The following is a 19,258-nucleotide window of genomic DNA, read 5'->3' on the forward strand; positions in this document are numbered from 1 at the left end:
GCTGGGCGGAGTCGCCTTCCCGTCATCCGGACGGCCGGCGCGCGTTCCCCTCGGGGTGGCCGCCGGGCTGGTCGTCCAGCCAGCCGTGCCGGGCCGCGTGCCACACCAGCTGGATGCGGTTGTCGACGCCCGCCTCGCGCTGCATCGCGGCGACGTGCCGCTGCACCGTGCGCACCGCGACCCCGAGCGAGCGGGCCATCGCCGCGTCGGTGCTGCCGCTCACCAGCATCGCCAGGATCCGCGAGCGCAGGGCGCTGCGCGGCTGCTGGGCCTCCGGGCGGCGCACCAGCGGGACGCCACCCGCCCAGACCGCGTCGAACAGCGCGGTCAGCGCGTCGAGCAGCGGGCCGGGCAGCACCACCAGCATCACCGGGTCGGCGGCGTCCTCCGCGGCCGGCGGCAGCAGGGCGACCTCGCGGTCGGCGATGTCGAGGCGGGCCGGCAGCCGGCCGGCCACCCTCGCCGACATCAGCGGATCTCCCGGCGGCCCGAACGCCCCGGCCGCCTCGAGCCCGGCGCGCTCGAACACCACCCGGCGGCGGACCCCGCCGGGCACCGTCTCCCGCGGCGCCACCGCGGAGCCCGGCACGAAGGAGGCGACCTCCTTGCGGGCCGTGCCCCTGACGTCCTCGATCCGGCGCCGGATCGCGGCCCGGCCGGCCACCACCTGGACCACCTCGTCGGCGCGGTGGCCCTGGTGGACCCGCTGGTATTCCACGTCGAGCCGGTCGAGTAACTCCCGTCCCGCGCGCAGCTGTTCCTGCGCGCGCGACAGCAGTGGCCGGAAACCGGCGTGCGGCGGCACCGGGTACCACCGCCCGTCCCGGCCGCGGCGGGCCAGGCCGCGCGCCGCCAGCTCGCCGCAGGCGGCCTGCGCGCGTTCCGCCGACACGCCCATCTGACCTGCCAGTTCGGCCGGGGCGACGCCGCGGGTGGACACCAGGAGCGAGTACGCCCGGTCGGCGTCCGGGCTCAACCCCAAGGCCTCAAACGGACGTTCGGTCATGTCGCCGCACTGTAGCGGCTGGGGCGCCACGGGACGGCCGGTTCCTGGCTACGCCCCTCCCGACCCCACCCCCGGCTCCGCCCCCGGAGTCCGGCCCGGGTGCGGAACCGCACGGGAGGCCACCGCCGGGGAAGGCCCCGGACCTGCGCCGGGGGCCTTCCCGTCGTCCGCGGCGGATCGGCGTGCGGCGCGAAACGGAGGGGATCGGCGTGCGCCGGGTCGCCCTCGTGTCCCCGCCGGGTGCCCGACCCCGCGCACCCGCCGGGGACACCGGCGGGTCCTCAGGTGAGGGAGGCCAGTTCGCGGTCGACCGCCGCCTGGTGGAGGGCAGCGTCCTCCCGGGCGCGGGACGGGCTCCAGCGTCCGGCCATCAGGAAGACGAAGGGCAGGAAGAGCACCTGGCCGCCGACGCAGATCCACCACCAGGTGCGCCACTGGCCCGGCCCGTCGTGTGCGGCCTTCTGCACCTTGGTGCCGTACTTCTGGAGCACCGCCAGCTGCGGCTGCGCCTTCTGCACGGTGGCGAGGTCGGCGGGGCCGACCTCCTGCACGGCGCGGGCCATGACGTCGGCGGGCGCCTTGCCCGGCGGGAACTTGCCCAGCTCGGCGAAGATGTCGGGGTGGGCGCCGACGATGGCGAGCGCCGGTGCGGCCTGCGCCTGCGCGGCGGTGACCTGCGGTCCGTGGTCGACCAGCGGCGTCACCGAGGTGACCAGCACCGGGATGAGCGCGGACGAGACCGCCACGACGATGCGGATCGTCCAGCCCCACACCGCGAGGCCGGTCGCCGTGGCGGCCGGGTTGTGCTTCTCCACCGTCTCGGTGAAGCCGGCCATCCACGGCCCGTAGGCCACTCCGCTGAAGACGCCGATGCCGACGAAGAGCCAGGCGAAGGTGTAGTAGTCGGTGGTCGGATGGGTCGCCCGGGTGGCGAAGATCGCGGTCATCACGATGGAGCCGACGGCTCCGATGATCATGAACGGCTTGCGCACCTTGAGCCGGTCCGACAGCAGGCCCACCACGACCAGGGCGATGGCGTTGGCCGCCCAGTACCAGTTGGCGACGGCGTTGGCCCGCTGCTCGCTGTAGCCGTAGGTGGTGGCGAAGTAGACGACGAAGTTGCCGACGGCGGCGAAGTACAGCAGCAGGAACAGGGCGATGGCCAGACCCGATCCCGCGATGTCGAGGCGCAGCATCTGCCGCCACTCGCCGCGCCTGGCGGCCTGCGGGTCGATGCCCTTGGCGCGCGCCTCGACCAGGGCGCGGTCCCGCAGGGTGACCATGATCTGGTCGCGCAGGCCGGGCGAGAGCTCGCGCAGCGCGAAGATGGCGATCACGAAGACGACCAGGCCGGCGATCGCGGAGTAGCGCAGCTCGTCCTGCCAGCTGGAGGTGTCCAGGGTCTGGCTGGTGACGGTGGTGACGACCAGGCTGCCGACGACCGGTCCCATCGTCCAGGCGCCCATCGCGGTGGCCCGGCCGAGCTGTGGCGAGAAGTCCCTGATCAGCGCGGGTGTGGCGACGAGCACGATGCCCTCGACGATGCTGACCAGTGCGAACAGCACGAGATACGTGGCCTTGCCGCCGGCGTTCGGCAGCCCGAAGAAGACCAGCAGCGAGGCGATCAGCAGCCCGTAGACCACCATGTTGGCCCGGCCCCAGCGGTCCGCGAGCCCGGCCACCAGGGAGGCGAAGGCGCCCACCGCGTTGCCGATCACCGAGACCCACACGAAGTAGCGGTAGGTCATGTCGAAGTGGGTGATGATCGACGTGGCGACCGCGTACTGGATGTAGAGCATGTAGTAGAGCACGACCGTGGTGACCACCACGATGGCCAGATACGCCATCCGGGGCCCGGTGGCCGGGTACGCGGCCAGGTCGCGGCGGTAGAGCCGCTGCAACACGGTACGGGTGTCGCCGCCCGTGGCCTGTGGTCCGGGTCTGTTGGCGTCGAACGACGTCGGTGTGGCGGACATGCGGCTCCTCCTGGAGGTACGGGAAAACCGGGTGGAGTGACGGAGTGTGCAGAGGCTAGTACCGACCAGTCGGTATGCCTAGGGGTTTGCACGAGGTCATTCACACGGCCGCCGGCGGGCCCCCCGAAGGGAGCCCGCCGGCGTCGTACCGCGAGGGAACCGGGCGGACGGGTCAGCTCGCGGTGCAGGTCAGCGTCGGTGCGCCGACCGTCCCGGAGGAGGTGCCCTGGAAGCCGAAACTGGTCGAGGCCGCGGGGGCGATCACCCCGTTGTAGGCCAGGTTCACGGCGGTGACCGAGGCACCGGTCTGGGTGATGGTCGCGCTCCAGCCGCTGGTCTCCTTCTGGTTCCCGGGCCAGGTCCAGGCCACCTTCCAGCCGGAGGTCGCCGCGGTGCCGGAGTTGGTCACGGTGACGGTGGCGGTGAAGCCGGCGTCCCACTGGTTGTCCACGTGCAGGGCGGCGGTGCAGCCGTGGTTCCCGCCGGTGCCACCGGTGGTGCCGCTGGACGTGCCCGTCGAGGTCCCGGTGCTCGTACCGGTCGAGGTGCCGGTGCTCGTACCCGTGGAGGTGCCGGACGATGTACCGGAGGACGTACCCGTCGAGGTGCCGGTGCTCGTACCCGTCGACGTACCGGTGCTCGTACCCGTGGAGGTGCCCGTCGAAGTGCCGCTCGAGGTACCGCCGTTCGTGCTGCCCGAGGAGCCGCCGAAGGTCGGGGCCTTGATGCTGCTCAGGTAGCCGTCCTTGACGGTGTCGACGGTCTGCCAGTCGTCCTTGAGGATGCCCCCGGTGTCACCGGAGTCCGGGTTCCACGACCAGAAGGTCCAGCTGAAGCTGTTGCCGCCGTTGCCCGCGGTCGGCAGCATGTAGCTGACCAGCGCCTTGAGCCACTGCTGGTCCACGGTGGACTGGAGCGTGGTGCCGAACTCGCCCACCCACACGGGGGCGATGTTCTGCTTGAACAGGTAGCCCCAGTACTTGTCCCAGATCGCCGACATGTTCGCCGGGAAGCTCGGGTCGGTGAACCAGGTCTGCTGCGCCACGCTGGTGGCGTAGTCATGGGCCGAGTAGACCACCCGGTTGGCCACGTTGAGCTGCACCGGGTACTGCCCGGCGCCCATCAGGTTGCCGCCCCACCATCCCGAGGTGCCGTTGAAGGTCTGGATGCCCTCGACGAAGATCAGCAGGCTGGGGTTGATCCCGAGGATCGCGTTGCCCGCCCGCTGGGCCGCGAGCCGCCAGTCGACCGTGGTGTCGCCGCAGCCCCAGCAGGCGGGGTCGTGCGGCTCGTTGTGCAGGTCGATGCCGACGACGGCCGTGTTGCCCTGGTAACGGGTCGCCAGCGCCTTGAGGTTGGTGATCCAGGTCGTCTCGGGGACGGTGCTGGTGTACCAGAGCGCGGACTGGCCGCCGGCGTCGGGGCGGTGCCGGTCGAGGATGACCCGCAGGCCGATCGAGCCCGCGTAGTTGACGATCTTGTCCATGACCTGCAGGGAGTTGAGGCCCTGGAGGTCGGTGTTCATGTTGTAGAAGTTGATGCTGTTGGGCATCGTGCCCGGCTTGAAGATGTCGTCGCTGTAAGGCAGCCGGATGGTGTTGTAGCCCAGCGTCTTCATCTGGTCGATCATGCTCTTGTAGTCGCGCGACCAGAGGCCGTGCACCACGTCGTTGCTGGTCTCGAAGCCGAACCAGTTGATGCCCGCGATACGCACCGGCTGGTTGCCGGAGTCCAGGATCTGCCGGCCGCTGGTGTGCCAGTAGCCGGTGCCGGCGTCCGCGGCGGGCGCGGCCGCGGTGGCGTGGGTCTGCCCGGCGATCGACAGCAGCGCGAGCATCGCCGCCGCGACGACGGCGGCGAGCACCACCCGCAGCCGGCTCATGCTTCTCTGCGGACTTCGGACGTCCGGATTGGGAACCACGGTGCGCTTCCTCTCGGTGGGGGGATGGAACGCTTCAGTTCGTGGTGTGACGGAATGTCAGGAGGCTTGTGGGAGCGCTCCCATTGGTAACTGTATGGAAGCGATGACACCCGAGGGCCGTCAAGGGGTCGCGCAGCCTTCAAGTTGTGAAGCGAAGTAAATCGGTGGCATCGCGGCTGTCGATTAGGCTTACCTAAGTACGATTTGATGAGACGCACGGCAGCACGGACAGCCGCACGGGATTTCTGCGGCAGAGAGCGGGGCTCATTCATGGCGGACACCGACGAGCGACCGGCACGCAGGCCCCGCAGGCCCCGGCATGCCACCGTGGTGCACACCGAGCGGCTGACCCCGCACATGATCAGGGTGGTGCTGGCGGTCGACCCCGCCGATCCGCCGGAGATCGGGGCGTACACCGACCACTACGTCAAGCTGCTCTTCCCGCCCGAGGGCGTGGTCTACCCCGAGCCTTTCGACCTCGAGGCGGTGCGCCGCGACCTGCCGCGCGACCAGTGGCCGCGGACCCGTACGTACACGGTGCGGGCGTGGGACGCCGCGACCGGCGAGCTGACCGTGGACTTCGTCCACCACGGCGACGAGGGTGTGGCAGGGCCGTGGGCGGCGGCCGCGCGGCCCGGCGACGGCATCTCCTTCATGGGCCCGGGCGGCGGGTACGCCCCCGACCCGGCGGCGGACTGGCACCTGCTGGCCGGCGACGAGAGCGCGCTGCCCGCCGTCGCCGCGGCCGTGGAGCAGCTGCCGCCCGGCGCGGTGGCGAAGGTCTTCGTCGAGGTCGCGGGCCCCGCCGAGGAGCAGAAGCTCCAGGTCCCCGGTGACGTCGAGGTGGTCTGGCTGCACCGGGGCGACCGGCCGGTCGGCGAGGCACTGGTGGCCGCCGTCACCGGGTTGGACTTCCCGCCCGGCGACGTCCAGGTCTTCGTGCACGGCGAAGCGGGCTTCGTCAAGGAACTGCGCCGCTTCGTCCGGCTGGACCGCGGTATCGCGCGCGAACGGCTCTCGGTGTCGGGCTACTGGCGGCGGGGCGCCGACGAGGACGGCTGGCAGTCGTCCAAGCGTGAGTGGAACGCCGAGGTGGAAAGGGAGCAGGAGGCCGGCGGCCGGCCGTAGCCCGCCGCCGCGGGGGCGGCCCAGCCCGCCACGGACGCACCGCGGCCGGTCACCTCGGGAAGGACGGTGACCGGCCGCGCGCTGCCGCGGTGCTCAGACGGACTGCTGGTAGGAGCGGAAGGTCCGGGTGGACAGCCACACCGCGGCCACCGCGAGCGCAAGCAGCGCGCCGCCGCGGCCGAGCACGTCACCCCAGTCCGGGTCCTGCGCCATCGCGGAACGGCCCGCGACCAGTGCCCAGTTGACCGGGTTGAAGTCGGCGACGTGCCGCATCCAGGAGGGCATCAGGCCGGGTGCCATGAAGGCCGAGGACAGGAAGGTCAGCGGCAGCAGCAGGAAGGAGTTGATCCCGATGATGCTCTCCCGCTGCCTGACCAGCATGCCGACCGCGTTCGAGCTCGCCCCGAACACCGTGCCGAGCAGCACGGAAGCCACCAGCAGCACCAGCAGCCCGGTGATCCCGCCCGGGTAGTCGGCGCCGCCGAGCTTGCCGAGCAGCACGATCAGCACCGACTGGGCCGCCGTGCTGAATCCCTGCTGCACCACGTTGGCGTTCATCAGGGCGGCACGGCTGACCGGAGTGGTCAGGAAGCGGTTGAGGGTGCCGCGCTCGATCTCCTCCAACGTGCCCATGCCCGCCCACATGTTGGAGGACACCGCGCTCATCACGACGACACCGGGTACCAGGTAGTCGAGGTACGACCCGGCGCCGAAGCCCGGCAGTTCGACCACCTTGCGGAAGAGCGAGCCGAACAGGAAGAGCCAGATCACCGGTTGGACCAGCGTGACGACCAGGAAGACCGGCTGGCGCAGGATCGCCAGCAGCTGGCGCTGCGTCATGTACCAGGTCTGGTACAGGGTTTCTGCGCTCATCGGGTCCCTCCCGCATTGCCCGCGGTGACCGCGTCCTTCGCGCCCGCGCCACCCGCGCCCGCGCCGGCCGGGTCGGTGTCCGCCTCGGCGAACCTGCGGCCCGCGTAGCGCAGGTAGACGTCGTCGAGCGACGGCCGGGCCACCGTGACGGACGCCACCGTGGCGCCCTGCTGCTCCAGCACGGTCAGCACCTGCGGTACCGCGGCCGGTCCGTCGTCCGCGCGGGCGCTGAGCCGCCTGCCGTCCACCGTCACCTCGCGCACCGCGGCGAACTCGCGCAGCGCGGTGGCCAGCAGATGGGCGTCGATCTCGCCGGGGGTGTCGCGCAGCTCCACGTGGACGGCGTCGCCGCGCAGTTCGCCCTTGAGCTCGTCGGGTGTGCCCTCGGCGACCACCCGCCCGCGGTCGACGATCGCGATCCGCTCGGCGAGCCGGTCGGCCTCCTCCAGGTAGTGCGTGGTGAGCAGGATCGTCAGGCCCTCGTCGCCGGCCAGCCGGGATATCTCGTCCCACATCGCGGTGCGCGCCTCCGGGTCGAGCCCGGTCGTCGGCTCGTCGAGGAACAGCACCTGCGGGCGGTGCATCAGGCCGAGCGCCACGTCGAGGCGGCGCTGCATGCCGCCGGAGTACGTACGCACCAGCCGGCCGCCGGCCGCCGACAGGTCGAAGCGGTCGAGCAGTTCGTCGGCGCGCCTGCCGAGTGCGGCGCCGCGGCCGCCGTAGAGCCGCCCCTGGAGCAGCAGGTTCTCCCGGCCGGTCGCGACCGGGTCGGCGCCGGACTTCTGGGCGACGACGCCGATCGCGCGGCGGACCCGGTCAGGGTGGCGCAACGCGTCGTGCCCGGCGACCAGCGCGGTGCCCGAGTCGGGGCGGGCCAGGGTGGTGAGGATCTTGACGGTGGTGGACTTGCCTGCGCCGTTCGGGCCGAGCAGGCCGAAGACGGTGCCCGCGGCGACGGTGACGCCCATGCCGTCGAGGGCTCGCACCCCGCCGGGGTAGGTCTTGGTCAGCCCGTCCGCCACGACGGCGGGCTCTGCGGTGGTCATGGGTGATCCTCCGGTTGCGTTCTGGGTGTGCCGGATCACCGGAGCGCCTGCGGGAGGAGCCGGGCTATCGTGGATGTGCCGCACCCCGATCGCCCGACGTCCGCTGCCCGCGGGTGTCCGGTCGGTGGTTCGTGTCCCGGCCTCCGCTGTTGCCGCAGCGGGGCCGGGTTCTTTTCGGTCGGGTCAGCCGGTGCCGTCGGGCCGCTCCCCTTCCGCCGCGAGGCCGTCGGGCCCGCTGCGCGCTGCGGCCGGCTGCCTGCCGGGCTCTTCTGCCCGCACCTCCGCCGCGTCGAAGTCGCGGAACTGGTCCTCCAGTTCCGACCACCCCTCGGGCACGTTCCCGGTCTCGTGCCAGCCGCGCCACTCGCCGATGCCCGACAGGGTGCCCGCGGCGATCTCGGCGAGCAGGTCGCGGATCCAGGCCGCCTGCGCTTCGAGCATGCGGGCCTTGTAGTCGGTCTCGATCAGGAACAGCCGCGGTACTTCCGCGCCGAGCTTGGCCAGGACCCCGCGCAGGGCGGCGGCCTGGACCTCCTGGGCCGCGGCCCTTTCGGTGAGCAGCTCCACCGCCTCGTCCGGGTGCAGCGCCTCGATGAGCGAGAGCCCCGCCTCGAACGCCGGGTACTCGGGTACGGGTACGGCGACCAGGTCGGCGAGCCCGTCGTGCATCTCGATGCGGCCATCGTCGGTGAGGCCGTAGAGGGTGCGCTCGGGGCGGTTGCCCTGCCGCTGGACGCCGGCGACGGTCACGAAGCCGTGCTTCTCGAGGTTCTGCACCACGGTGTAGAGCGAGCCGTAGTTGATCTTGATGCTGTGTTCCTTGCCGCGCTGCCGCAGCACCCGGGCGATCTCGTAGGGGTGCATCGGGCGTTCACCGAGCAGCACCATGACCGCCAGGGCCAGCGGGTTCGAGAGCTTGCGCCGACCGGCCGTCCGACCCACCCCCTGACATTCCTCGTTCCCGTATATCCGCGGCCGAACATATCGCGAATTCCGCGGAATGGGCAACCGCGATGTATCGCGAATTCAGCGGCAATCCCGAGCCGGTGCGGCGGCAGCCGTCGCCGGCTCCCGGGCCCCCGCACCACACCCCCTGACGGACCCTCGGGCCGGCGGGGGCCGCGTGAGCACTTCGGCCCGTGCCCGACATGGCCGCGTCATTCAGCCGAAACACCGGCTCCCTAATTTCTGTCGATCGACAGGAATACCTGACCAAGGGGGCCGGCCCATGACCGCCACCGCACCATCCGACGCCCGTACGCAACCGCCGGACAACCAGGACCGCGAGGACACAGCGGCCCTCGCGGACTTCGGCTACCGCCAGGAACTGCACCGCAGCCTCGGCCGCTACGCGTCCTTCGCGGCCGGCTTCTCCTTCATCTCCGTGCTGACCACGGTCTTCCAGTTCTTCGCCTTCGGCTACTCCTTCGGCGGCCCGCGCTTCTTCTGGACCTGGCCCGCGGTGCTGATCGGCCAGCTGCTCGTCGCCGCGTGCTTCGCCGAACTCGCCGCCCGCTACCCGATATCCGGCGCCGTCTACCAGTGGTCCAGCCGGCTGAGCAACGCCGTCTTCGGCTGGTACGCGGGCTGGATCATGGTGCTCGGGCAGATCGTGGTGGTCGCCGCCGCGGCGCTCGCCCTCCAGGTGGTGCTGCCCGCGGTCTGGTCAGGCTTCCAGCTGATCGGCACCGACCCCTCGCCGGTGTCCTCGGACGGCGCGGCCAACGCGGCACTGCTCGGCATCGCGCTGCTGGTGCTCACCACGGCGGTCAACCTGCTGGACAACAAGGTCATGTCGCTGGTCAACAGGATCGGCGTGACCGCCGAGATCGCCGGCGCCGTCCTCATCGTCGTGCTGCTGCTCACCCACGCCGACCGCTCCCCCTCGGTCACCGTGCACACCGGGGGCGGCGGCTCCGCCCTGCTGGTCGGCTCGTTCGCCGCGGCCTACGTCATGATCGGCTTCGACAGCGCGGGCGAGATGAGCGAGGAGACCCGGCACCCGCGCCGGGTCGCCCCGCGCACGATCCTCACCGCGCTGACCGCGGCCGGACTGCTCGCGTCGCTGCTGGTCCTGGCCGCACTGCTGGCCGCGCCCAGCCTCACGGACGGCAGGCTCGGCACCGACGGGCTGTCCTACGTGCTCACCAGCCGGCTCGGCGGCGGCCTCGGCCGCGTGCTGCTCTGCGACGTCGCACTGGCCGTCGCGGTCGCCACCCTGGCCATCCAGACGTCCGCCACCAGGATGCTCTTCTCGATGGCCCGCGACCGCGCGCTGCCCTTCTCCCCCGCCCTGTCCCGGGTCTCCCCGCGCACCGGCCAGCCGGCCGCCCCGGCCCTGGTGGTGGGGGTGCTGTCGGCCGCGCTGCTGCTGATCGCCTTCACGTCGCCCGAGGCGTGGCTGGCCATCGGCACCACGTGCATCGTGATGCTCTACCTCGCGTACTCGATGGTCACCGGCCCCCTGCTGCTGCGCCGGCTGCGCGCGCCCCTGCCACCCGCCACCGACGAGTCCGGCGACCCCGTCTTCTCGCTGGGCCGCTGGGGCGTCCCGGTCAACGCGGCAGCCCTGCTCTACGGGCTGGCCATGACGGTCAACCTCGCCTGGCCGCGGGCCGCGGTCTACGACCCCTCGGGCACGCACTGGTACTTCCAGTGGTTCACGCTGCTCTTCCTTGCGGCCGCACTCGCCGTGGGCGCCACCTGGCGCGCCCTGCGCTCCCGGCGGGGGCACAAGACGACCGCCGGTGCGGCGCCCGCACCCGCGGTCCCCGCACCGACGCCGTAGCCTCCCGCCACGGCCCCCCGGATACACCCGCGCCCCTCGACCCACCCACACCTGCGGCCTGCCCACGGGGTCCCGCGTCCTCTCCCGGACCCGGGACCCCATGGGCCGGACCTCACGGTGCCCACCCCCGCAACCCGGCCCGGGACCGCGGCGCCCCGTGCCGAGCCGGCCGCACGAGACGTCCCCACCCCGCGCGTGGGACGTCATGACAGGTGCCCGCCCCGGGGTCAGACCCCCGCCACCCGCAGTGCCGCGTCGGCGGTGGCGGCGGCGAAGCCGGGAGTGGGGCGGCGGGGGGCGAGGATGACGCCCTCGATGAGGGCGAAGAGCAGGTCGGCGCGGACGGCGAGTTCCGCCGCCGGGAGCGCGGACCCGGCCGAAGTGGCGGCCAGCAGCGCGGCGTACGCGGACCTGAGGTCGGCGCGTGCGTCCCTGAAGGGCGCGAAGCGCTCGGCCCGCACCTCCGGCAGGAGGTAGAGCGCGCCCAGGTTGTACGGTCCCGCGCACAGCAGTTCGACGTCGGAGCGGCACAGCTCCCACAGCCGCTGCTCCGCGGTCCTCGACCCGTCGGCGAGCAGCGCCCGCGCCAGCGCGAGGGACGGTGTGACGGTCCCCTCGAGCAGCTCGGCGAGCAGGTCCTCCTTGCCGCCGACGTAGTGGTACATCGACGCCTGCCGCATGCCGGCGCGTTCGGCGACGGCCCGGGTGGTGGTCGCGGTGTAGCCGAGGGTGGTGAAGAGTTCCGCCGCGGCCGCGAGGAGTTCCTGCCTGGCCGTCATCCCGCTGTCGGGCCGCTGCTGCGCCCTGGGCCGTCCGACGCGCCGTCCGCTGGTACTCACCTCGTGATCGTCGCACAGCGCCCGTCCGCGCCCGCACCGGCCGCGGGCGGTGAGCGGCCGGTAACCCGGGCGCAACACCCGGGCAATCGGCCGGAATCCGTCGACCTCTAATTTCTGTCAAACGACAGAAATACGTGACGGAGGTGCAGCACCGTGGCGACAGGGACGACGTACGGCGCCCGGGACCACGCCCGGGCGCAGGACGGCAAGCGTGCGGCGGCGATGCCGCTGGTGCCCGCGCCCGAAGGGCTGGTCTGGGCCGAGACGGTGGCGGGCGGCAACTACACGCACAAGGTGCTGGCCCGCGGCACGGAGCTGCGGCTCGCCGACCCGACCGGCACCGCGTGCGCGCATCTGCTGCTGTTCGCCGAGGGCCGGCCGTGGGAGCGGCTCAACGTCGCCGACACGGTGAAGGTCCAGTGGAACGCCTACCTCGGGGCCGGCCGGCTGCTGCTGTCCGACCAGGGCCGGGTGCTGGCCTCGCTGGTCGCCGACACCAGCGGCCGGCACGACACGCTGTGCGGTACGTCCTCGGCGGCCCGCAACACCGCACGCTACGGCGACGGTTCGCCGCACGGCGGCACCCCTGCGGGACGCGAGCTGTTCAAACTGGCCGCGGCCAAGCACGGGTTGGGCCCGCGCGACCTGCCGCCCTCGCTGTCCTTCTTCCAGGGCGTGAGGGTCGACCCCGACGGCTCGGTGGAGTTCGTCGGATCGGCGGGGCCGGGCACCGCGGTGACCCTGCGCGCCGAGCAGCCGCTGACCGTCCTGCTGGCGAACGTGCCGCACCCGCTGGACCCGCGCCCGCGCTACGTGTGCGGTCCGCTGGAGGTACGGGCCAGGGCCGGGGCGCCCACCGGCCCCGGCGACCCGCTGTGGGACGCCGCCCCCGAGGGCCGCAGGGCGTTCGAGAACACCGCCGAGCACCTGACCGCGAGGGGGCTGTGATGAGCGCCGTGACCGTACCCGCACGCGCACCCTGGTCGGCGGTGGTCCCGGCCGGCGGCCTGCTCACCATCACCGACCTGCACGGCAACCAGGCGGTGGACTTCCTGGTCTACGACGCCCACGACACCGCCGTCCGCTACAGCGCGCCCGAGACGATCCAGCACCAGGGCAACATCTTCCTGACCACCGGCAGCGTGCTGCTGTCCGAGGAGCACACCGCCCTGATGACCGTCGTCGCCGACGGCTGCGGCGGCCACGACACCATCGCCGGTGCCTGCTCCAAGGAGTCCAACACCCTGCGGTACGGCCACCACACCTGGTCCCAGCACGCGTGTGTCGACAACTTCCTGGCCGAGGGAGCCCGCTGGGGGCTCGGCAAGCGGGACCTGGTGAGCAACATCAACTGGTACATGAACGTACCCGTCGAGGACGACGGCACCCTCGGCATCGTGGACGGGCACTCCGCGCCCGGCCTCGAGGTGGTGCTGCGGGCCGAGACCGACGTCCTGGTGCTGGTCTCCAACTGCCCGCAGATCAACAACCCCTGCAACGGCTTCGACCCGACCCCCGTTCTCATGACGGTCACCGGGCCCGCGCGGACGGAGGCCAGCGGATGACCTTCGACACGCTGCTGGTCGCCAACCGGGGCGAGATCGCCGCCCGGATCATCCGCACCGCCGGGCGGATGGGCCTGCGAACCGTCGCGGTCTTCTCCGACCCCGACCGCGCCGCCCCGCACGTACGACTCGCCGACACCGCGGTGCGGTTGGGTCCCGCGCCCGCCAAGTCCAGCTACCTGGACGTCGACGCGGTCCTGGCGGCCGCGGAGCGGACCGGCGCCGGCGCGATCCACCCCGGGTACGGATTCCTCTCCGAGGACGCGGACTTCGCACGCCGATGCGAGGCCGCGGGCCTCGCCTTCGTCGGCCCCGAGCCCCGGCACCTCGACGTCTTCGGCGCCAAGCACACCGCACGGGCCGCCGCCGAGGCGGCCGGCGTGCCGCTGCTGCCCGGCACCGGGCTGCTGCCCGACCTGGACGCGGCGCTGGCGGCGGCCGAAGGGCTCGGCTACCCGGTGATGCTCAAGGCCACCGGCGGCGGTGGCGGCATCGGGATGCGCGCCTGCCGCTCCGCCGCGGAACTGGCCGCGGCCTGGGAGCCGGTGCAGCGGGCCGCCGCCGCCGGATTCTCCTCCTCCGGCGTCTTCCTCGAACGGCTGGTGGAACGCGCCCGCCATGTCGAGGTGCAGGTCTTCGGCGACGGGCACGGCCGGGTGGTGACCCTCGGCGACCGCGACTGCTCGCTCCAGCGGCGGCACCAGAAGGTGCTTGAGGAGGCTCCCGCGCCGGAGCTTCCGGGTGCCGTGCGACAGCAACTCGCGGACAGCGCGCGGGCATTGTGCGCGTCGGTCGGCTACCGCTCGGCGGGCACCGTGGAGTTCGTCCACGACGCGGAGCGCGGCGAGGCGTACTTCCTGGAGGTCAACACCCGGTTGCAGGTGGAGCATCCGGTCACCGAGGAGACCCACGGCGTCGACCTGGTCGAATGGATGCTGCGGCTCGCCAGGGACGGCGCGGTTCCCGCGGAGGCACCGCGTCCCGCGGGGCACGCCGTAGAGGCCCGGATCTACGCGGAGGACCCGGCCCGCGGGCACCGGCCGAGCGCCGGGGTGCTCACCCGGGTCGCCTTCCCGCCCGGTGTGCGCGTCGACACCTGGGTCGAGAGCGGCACCGAGGTCACCACGTCCTACGACCCGATGCTCGCCAAGGTGATCGCGCACGGCGCCGACCGGGAAGAGGCGCTGGCGCGGCTCGCCGACGCGCTGGACGCGACGCGGATCGACGGCATCGAGACCAACCTCGGGCTGCTGCGGGCCGCCCTCACCGACCCCGACCTGCGGGCGGCGACGCACAGCACCGCCACCCTGGACCGGGTCACCGACGACTCGCGGCGCATCGACGTGGTCCGCGCCGGCACCATGACCACCGTCCAGGACTGGCCGGGCAGGACCGGGTACTGGCACGTCGGGGTACCGCCGTGCGGGCCGATGGACGACCTGTCCTTCCGGCTCGGCAACGACGCCCTCGGCAACGACCCTGGCGCCCCCGGGCTCGAATGCACCCTGCAGGGCCCGGCGTTGCGCTTCAGCCACGCCACCACTGTCTGCGTCACCGGCGCGCCCGCGCCGGTCACCGTGGACGGGCGGCCGGTGCCGCAGTGGGAGCCGGTGACGGTGCCGGCCGGCGCGGTGCTCGACATCGGGGCGCCGCAGGAGGCCGGGCTGCGGACGTACGTGCTGCTGGCCGGCGGCCTCGACGTGCCCGAATACCTCGGCAGCACCGCCACCTTCACCCTCGGCAGATTCGGCGGCCACGGCGGGCGGGCGCTGCGGGCCGCGGACGTCCTGCACGGCGGCGCCACCACCGCCTGCGGCAGGCCCGAACCGGCCGGGCGGCGCCCGACGATCGGCACCGAGTGGGCGATCGGCGCGGTCGAAGGCCCGCACGCGGCGCCGGAGTTCTTCACCGAGCAGGACATCGCGGACTTCTACGCGGCCGCGTGGAGCGTCCACTTCAACTCCGCCCGCACCGGTGTACGGCTGGTCGGCCCCAAACCGCGCTGGGCCCGCGGCGACGGCGGCGAGGCGGGCCTGCACCCGTCCAACATCCACGACACCCCCTACTCCGTCGGCGCCGTCGACTACACCGGCGACATGCCGGTCCTGCTCGGCCCCGACGGCCCCTCGCTGGGCGGCTTCGTCTGCCCGGCGACCATCGTGACCGGGCAGCGCTGGAAGCTGGGCCAGCTGCGCCCCGGCGACACCGTGCGCTTCGTGCCCGTCACCGAGGACGCCGCGGCGGCGCTGCGTTCCGCCCCCGCGGCGGCCCCCGTGCCGAGCCGGCCCGTCCTGGGCGACGGGGGCGTGCTGGGCCGCGCGGAGGCCACCGAGGCCCGGCCCGCCGTGACGTACCGCCGCAGCGGGGACGACAACCTGCTGGTCGAGTACGGGCCGATGCAGCTCGACCTCGCGCTGCGGATGCGGGTGCACGCGCTCGCAGAACACCTCGCCGCGCAGCGGCTGCCAGGCGTCGTCGACCTCACCCCCGGCATCCGCTCCCTCCAGATCCACGTCGACCCGGCGGAGCTGCCGACCGCCAAGCTGCTGGACCTGGTCCGCGAGGCCGAGGACCTGCTTCCGCCGACCGATCGCCTGGTGGTGCCGAGCCGCACCGTCCACCTGCCGCTGTCCTGGGACGACCCGGCCACCCGTGAGGCCATCGCCCGCTACATGGCGGGCGTCAGGGACGACGCGCCCTGGTGCCCGTGGAACATCGAGTTCATCCGCCGCATCAACGGGCTCGACTCCGTCGAGGACGTCTACCGGACGGTCTTCGACGCGGAATACCTCGTACTCGGCCTCGGCGACGTCTACCTCGGCGCGCCCGTCGCCACCCCGCTCGACCCGCGGCACCGGCTCGTCACCACGAAGTACAACCCGGCCCGCACCTGGACCGCGGAGAATTCCGTCGGCATCGGCGGCGCCTACCTCTGCATCTACGGCATGGAAGGGCCTGGGGGCTACCAGTTCGTCGGCCGTACGGTGCAGGTCTGGTCGGGGCGAGAGCGCAGCCGGCCGTGGCTGCTGCGCTTCTTCGACCGGATCAAGTGGTATCCGGTCGGCGCCGAGGAACTCCTCGACCTGCGGGCCGACATGGCCGCGGGCCGGCTGCGGCTCCGGGTGGAGGAGGGCGAGTTCGCACTGGCCGCGCATCAGCGGTTCCTCGCGGAGAACGCGGAGCCCATCGCCGCCTTCCGGCAGCGGCAGGCCGCCGCCTTCGGCGCGGAGCGCGCCGCCTGGGAGGAGGCCGGGGAGTTCGCAAGGGCCGAAGCGGTGGTGGCGCCGGGCGCCGCACCCGAGACGGTGCCGGTGCCGGCAGGCGGGTGCGCCGTCGAGGCGGAGTTCGCCGCCGGGGTCTGGCGGCTGGCCGTCCGGCCGGGGGACGCGGTGGCCGCGGGCCAGCACCTGCTCACCCTGGAGGCGATGAAGATGGAGTCCCCGGTGGCGGCGCCGATGGCGGGCCGCGTCGCCTCGGTCCACGTCACCCCCGGCGACCAGGTCTCCCCCGGCACGGTGCTGCTCACCCTCGCCCCCACGGGATGACCACCCCGCGGTGCGCGGGGAAGTCCGACGTGCCCCGTACCGGCCGGGTGCGCGCCTCCCCCGCACCCTCGGGTGGAGCGCCGCCGGGAACGGGTGAGCGTTGTCACGGGCCCGGGGAACCGCGGGCCCGGCAGCCGGGCGGCTGCGCCGTGGACGCACCAGGATGGGCCTGCCGCCAAGGGCGCGGGGAACCGCGCGACAGGCCCCCGCCGGGCCGCGGGCGGATCTGCCGCCCCAGAGGGCGCCGGCCCCACGAGTGAGGAAAGGACCGGAGGACATGGGTGGAGCACAGCGCCGCGTCGCCGCGGCGTACGAGGGGATCGCCCGGATCGGGCGCCCTGAGGTGTGGATCGGGCTGCGGCCGCGGGAGGAGGTCGACGCCGAGGCGCGGAAGGTCGACGAGCGGGTCGCGGCCGGCGAGCCGCTGCCGCTGGCGGGGACCCTGCTCGGCGTCAAGGGCAACATCGACGTCGCGGGGCTGCCGACGACCGCGGGCTGCCCCTCGTACGGGTACGAGCCCGCCGCCGACGCCCCGGCGGTGGCGGCGCTGCGCGCGGCGGGCGCGATCGTGCTGGGCTCGACGAACATGGACCAGTTCGCCACCGGCCTGGTCGGCACCAGGAGCCCCTACGGCGAGGTCGCGAGCGCCCTCGTGCCCGACCGGGTCGCCGGCGGCTCCAGCTCCGGCTCCGCGGTCGCCGTGGCACTCGGCCTGGTGGACGTGGCGCTGGGCACGGACACGGCCGGCTCCGGCCGGGTCCCCGCGGCGTTCAACGGGATCGTCGGGCTCAAGCCGACCCGCGGCCTGGTGTCGACCGAGGGCGTGGTCCCGGCGTGCGCGAGCCTGGACTGCGTGAGCGTCTTCGCCCGCACCCTGCCCGAGGCCCGCAGGGTCCTCGCGCTGCTGGCCTGCCCGGTGGCGCCGCCCAGGCGCCCGGGGCCCTGGCGGATCGCCGTCGCACCGGTGGCGCAGCTGGGCGAGCTGGACGACGGCTGGGCGGAAGCGTACGAGGCCGCCGCGGAACGGCTCGCCGGGGCGGGCGCGGAGCTGAGGACGATCGACCTGGCAGCTTTCGGCGAGGCGGCGGCGCTGCTCTACGACGGCGCCTTCGTCGCCGAGCGCTACACCGCCGTGGGCGACTTCGTGGACCGCGGCGGCCCGGACCTGGACCCGACCGTGGCCCGTATCATCCGGGCGGCCCGCGAGCTGCCGGCGCACCGCCTGTTCGCGGACCGCGAGCGGCTGGCGGCGCTGCGGGAGCGGGCGGTGGCGGAGCTGGCCGACGCCGACGCCCTGCTGCTGCCGACCGCGCCCGGCCACCCGGCACTGGCCGAGGTCGCCGCCGACCCGGTGGGGGCCAACACCCGGCTGGGCCGCTTCACGAACTCGGCGAACCTGCTGGACCTGTGCGCGGTGGCGGTGCCGGCGGGCGAGGTGGCGGGCCGCCCGTTCGGCGTGATGCTGCTCGGGGCGGCGGGCAGCGACGAGCGCGTCGCGGAGATCGCCGCACTGCTCGACCCGCCGCTGCGGCTGGCGGTGGTGGGCGCGCACCTGTCGGGGCAGCCGCTGAATCCGCAACTGCTCGCGCTCGGCGCCCGGCTCGCGGAGACGACCACGACGGCGCCCGAATACCGGCTGCACGCCCTGGACACGGTGCCGCAGAAACCGGGTCTTGTGCGGGTCGCGGAGGGCGGGGCGGCGATCGAGGCGGAGGTGTGGGAGCTGGCGCCCGCCGCGCTCGGTGCGCTGCTGGCCGCGCTCCCCCGACCGATGGCGCTGGGCAGCGTGGCGCTGCGCGACGGCAGCGCCGTGACCGGCTTCCTGTGCGAGCCGGCCGCGCTCGCCGGTGCGAGGGACATCACCGCCCACGGCGGCTGGCGCGGCTACCTGGGCCGCGACCGCACCTGAAACGGGGGGTTCGTGGCGGCGGTACGTACACTGTGCCGCACCACAGACCCACGGGGAGAGGACCACGGCCACATGCGCCACCGCACCATGGTCACCACAGGCGCACTCGCCGCCGCACTGGCCGCCACCGCGATCTCCGGCTGCTCGTCCTCGGACAAGAAGGCCGACGACGCGAAGTCCACGGCGTCCGCTCCCGCCACGAGCGGCGATTCAGCGACCGGCGGGGCGAGCAGCGCGCCGGGCAGCACCTCCGCGTCGCCAGGCAAGCCCGCCGGCAAGAAGGTCGGGCACCTGGACTTCACCGGTGACGCCACCGGCGGCGCCGACTTCACCGGCGGGGTCGCCTGCGAGGTCAAGGGCGGCAAGGTGATCGGCGTGACCACGCCCGACGTCCTGTCCAAGAAGCAGATCTTCCCGTCGTTCATCGCGACCACCGCCGACAGCCCGGTGCAGGTGGGCCTGTTCAACACCCCGGACGGGAAGTCCTACTCGGGGCGGACGTCCAAGTCCGGAGAGGTGACCGCGAGCAAGAGCGGCAGCACCTGGACGGTGACGGTGCGGGGCTTGCAGATCGCCCAGAGCTACGGCGGCACGGGGGGCGTGGTCACCCTCGACGGCTCCTTCACCTGCACCCGCCTGAGCTGACGGGGGCGGCCGGGGCG

Annotated in this window: 14 protein-coding genes; 7 read left to right on the top strand and 7 right to left on the bottom strand. The window is 73.4% G+C overall.

Going from position 1 to position 19,258, the window contains the following annotated elements; translation table 11 throughout:
• Nucleotides 1-22: 22 nt before the first annotated feature.
• The 3 genes from ACGFMP_RS11555 to ACGFMP_RS11565 form a co-directional block, all read right to left on the bottom strand.
• On the bottom strand, nucleotides 23-1,006 hold the full coding sequence (locus ACGFMP_RS11555; RefSeq protein WP_393671884.1) for a LuxR C-terminal-related transcriptional regulator: 984 nt from the start codon (nucleotides 1,004-1,006) through the stop codon (nucleotides 23-25).
• Between the two features lie 281 nt (nucleotides 1,007-1,287).
• The gene (locus tag ACGFMP_RS11560; protein ID WP_393671885.1) at nucleotides 1,288-2,982 is read right to left on the bottom strand and encodes an MFS transporter; all 1,695 of its coding nucleotides are present in this window, start codon (nucleotides 2,980-2,982) and stop codon (nucleotides 1,288-1,290) included.
• 172 nt (nucleotides 2,983-3,154) lie between these two features.
• Nucleotides 3,155-4,864: a cellulase family glycosylhydrolase gene (locus ACGFMP_RS11565; RefSeq protein WP_393671886.1), complete on the bottom strand. Its 1,710-nt coding sequence runs from the start codon at nucleotides 4,862-4,864 to the stop codon at nucleotides 3,155-3,157.
• A gap of 309 nt (nucleotides 4,865-5,173) precedes the next feature.
• Here ACGFMP_RS11565 and ACGFMP_RS11570 point away from each other — a divergent pair, with 309 nt between their 5' ends.
• Nucleotides 5,174-6,031, top strand: coding sequence for a siderophore-interacting protein (locus tag ACGFMP_RS11570; protein ID WP_393671888.1), 858 nt, complete (start codon nucleotides 5,174-5,176; stop codon nucleotides 6,029-6,031).
• A 93-nt stretch (nucleotides 6,032-6,124) separates the two neighbouring features.
• On the opposite strand, the gene ACGFMP_RS11575 is transcribed toward ACGFMP_RS11570, so the two are convergent.
• From ACGFMP_RS11575 to ACGFMP_RS11585, 3 genes are all read right to left on the bottom strand, one after another.
• Nucleotides 6,125-6,904: an ABC transporter permease gene (locus tag ACGFMP_RS11575; protein WP_393671889.1), complete on the bottom strand. Its 780-nt coding sequence runs from the start codon at nucleotides 6,902-6,904 to the stop codon at nucleotides 6,125-6,127.
• Nucleotides 6,901-7,950, bottom strand: coding sequence for an ATP-binding cassette domain-containing protein (locus ACGFMP_RS11580; protein ID WP_393671891.1), 1,050 nt, complete (start codon nucleotides 7,948-7,950; stop codon nucleotides 6,901-6,903). The genes ACGFMP_RS11575 and ACGFMP_RS11580 overlap by 4 nt, the downstream gene beginning before the upstream one ends.
• 183 nt (nucleotides 7,951-8,133) lie before the next feature.
• The gene (locus tag ACGFMP_RS11585; protein ID WP_393672150.1) at nucleotides 8,134-8,838 is read right to left on the bottom strand and encodes a PadR family transcriptional regulator; all 705 of its coding nucleotides are present in this window, start codon (nucleotides 8,836-8,838) and stop codon (nucleotides 8,134-8,136) included.
• Between the two features lie 340 nt (nucleotides 8,839-9,178).
• Here ACGFMP_RS11585 and ACGFMP_RS11590 point away from each other — a divergent pair, with 340 nt between their 5' ends.
• Complete coding sequence (locus ACGFMP_RS11590; protein WP_393671892.1) at nucleotides 9,179-10,738, top strand: amino acid permease; 1,560 nt, start codon at nucleotides 9,179-9,181, stop codon at nucleotides 10,736-10,738.
• Nucleotides 10,739-10,965: 227 nt separating this feature from the next.
• Here ACGFMP_RS11590 and ACGFMP_RS11595 read toward each other — a convergent pair whose 3' ends face one another.
• The gene (locus tag ACGFMP_RS11595) at nucleotides 10,966-11,517 is read right to left on the bottom strand and encodes a TetR/AcrR family transcriptional regulator (RefSeq protein ID WP_393672151.1); all 552 of its coding nucleotides are present in this window, start codon (nucleotides 11,515-11,517) and stop codon (nucleotides 10,966-10,968) included.
• Between the two features lie 213 nt (nucleotides 11,518-11,730).
• Here ACGFMP_RS11595 and ACGFMP_RS11600 point away from each other — a divergent pair, with 213 nt between their 5' ends.
• The 5 genes from ACGFMP_RS11600 to ACGFMP_RS11620 all read left to right on the top strand — a co-directional run bounded on the left by ACGFMP_RS11600 (nucleotide 11,731) and on the right by ACGFMP_RS11620 (nucleotide 19,241).
• Complete coding sequence (locus tag ACGFMP_RS11600) at nucleotides 11,731-12,525, top strand: urea amidolyase associated protein UAAP1 (RefSeq protein ID WP_393671893.1); 795 nt, start codon at nucleotides 11,731-11,733, stop codon at nucleotides 12,523-12,525.
• On the top strand, nucleotides 12,525-13,142 hold the full coding sequence (locus tag ACGFMP_RS11605) for an urea amidolyase associated protein UAAP2 (RefSeq protein WP_393671895.1): 618 nt from the start codon (nucleotides 12,525-12,527) through the stop codon (nucleotides 13,140-13,142). The genes ACGFMP_RS11600 and ACGFMP_RS11605 overlap by 1 nt, the downstream gene beginning before the upstream one ends.
• The gene (gene uca, locus ACGFMP_RS11610) at nucleotides 13,139-16,687 is read left to right on the top strand and encodes an urea carboxylase (protein WP_393671896.1); all 3,549 of its coding nucleotides are present in this window, start codon (nucleotides 13,139-13,141) and stop codon (nucleotides 16,685-16,687) included. Before ACGFMP_RS11605 ends, uca begins: the two co-directional genes overlap by 4 nt.
• A 277-nt stretch (nucleotides 16,688-16,964) precedes the next feature.
• The gene (locus ACGFMP_RS11615) at nucleotides 16,965-18,596 is read left to right on the top strand and encodes an allophanate hydrolase (protein ID WP_393671897.1); all 1,632 of its coding nucleotides are present in this window, start codon (nucleotides 16,965-16,967) and stop codon (nucleotides 18,594-18,596) included.
• A 72-nt stretch (nucleotides 18,597-18,668) separates the two neighbouring features.
• Nucleotides 18,669-19,241 carry a hypothetical protein gene (locus tag ACGFMP_RS11620; protein ID WP_393671898.1) on the top strand — a complete coding sequence of 191 codons (573 nt, stop codon included), beginning with the start codon at nucleotides 18,669-18,671 and terminating at the stop codon, nucleotides 19,239-19,241.
• The last annotated feature ends 17 nt before the right edge of the window (nucleotides 19,242-19,258 follow it).

It is taken from the genome of Streptomyces sp. NPDC049040 (genome assembly GCF_043197715.1).
Taxonomy (GTDB): domain Bacteria; phylum Actinomycetota; class Actinomycetes; order Streptomycetales; family Streptomycetaceae; genus Actinacidiphila.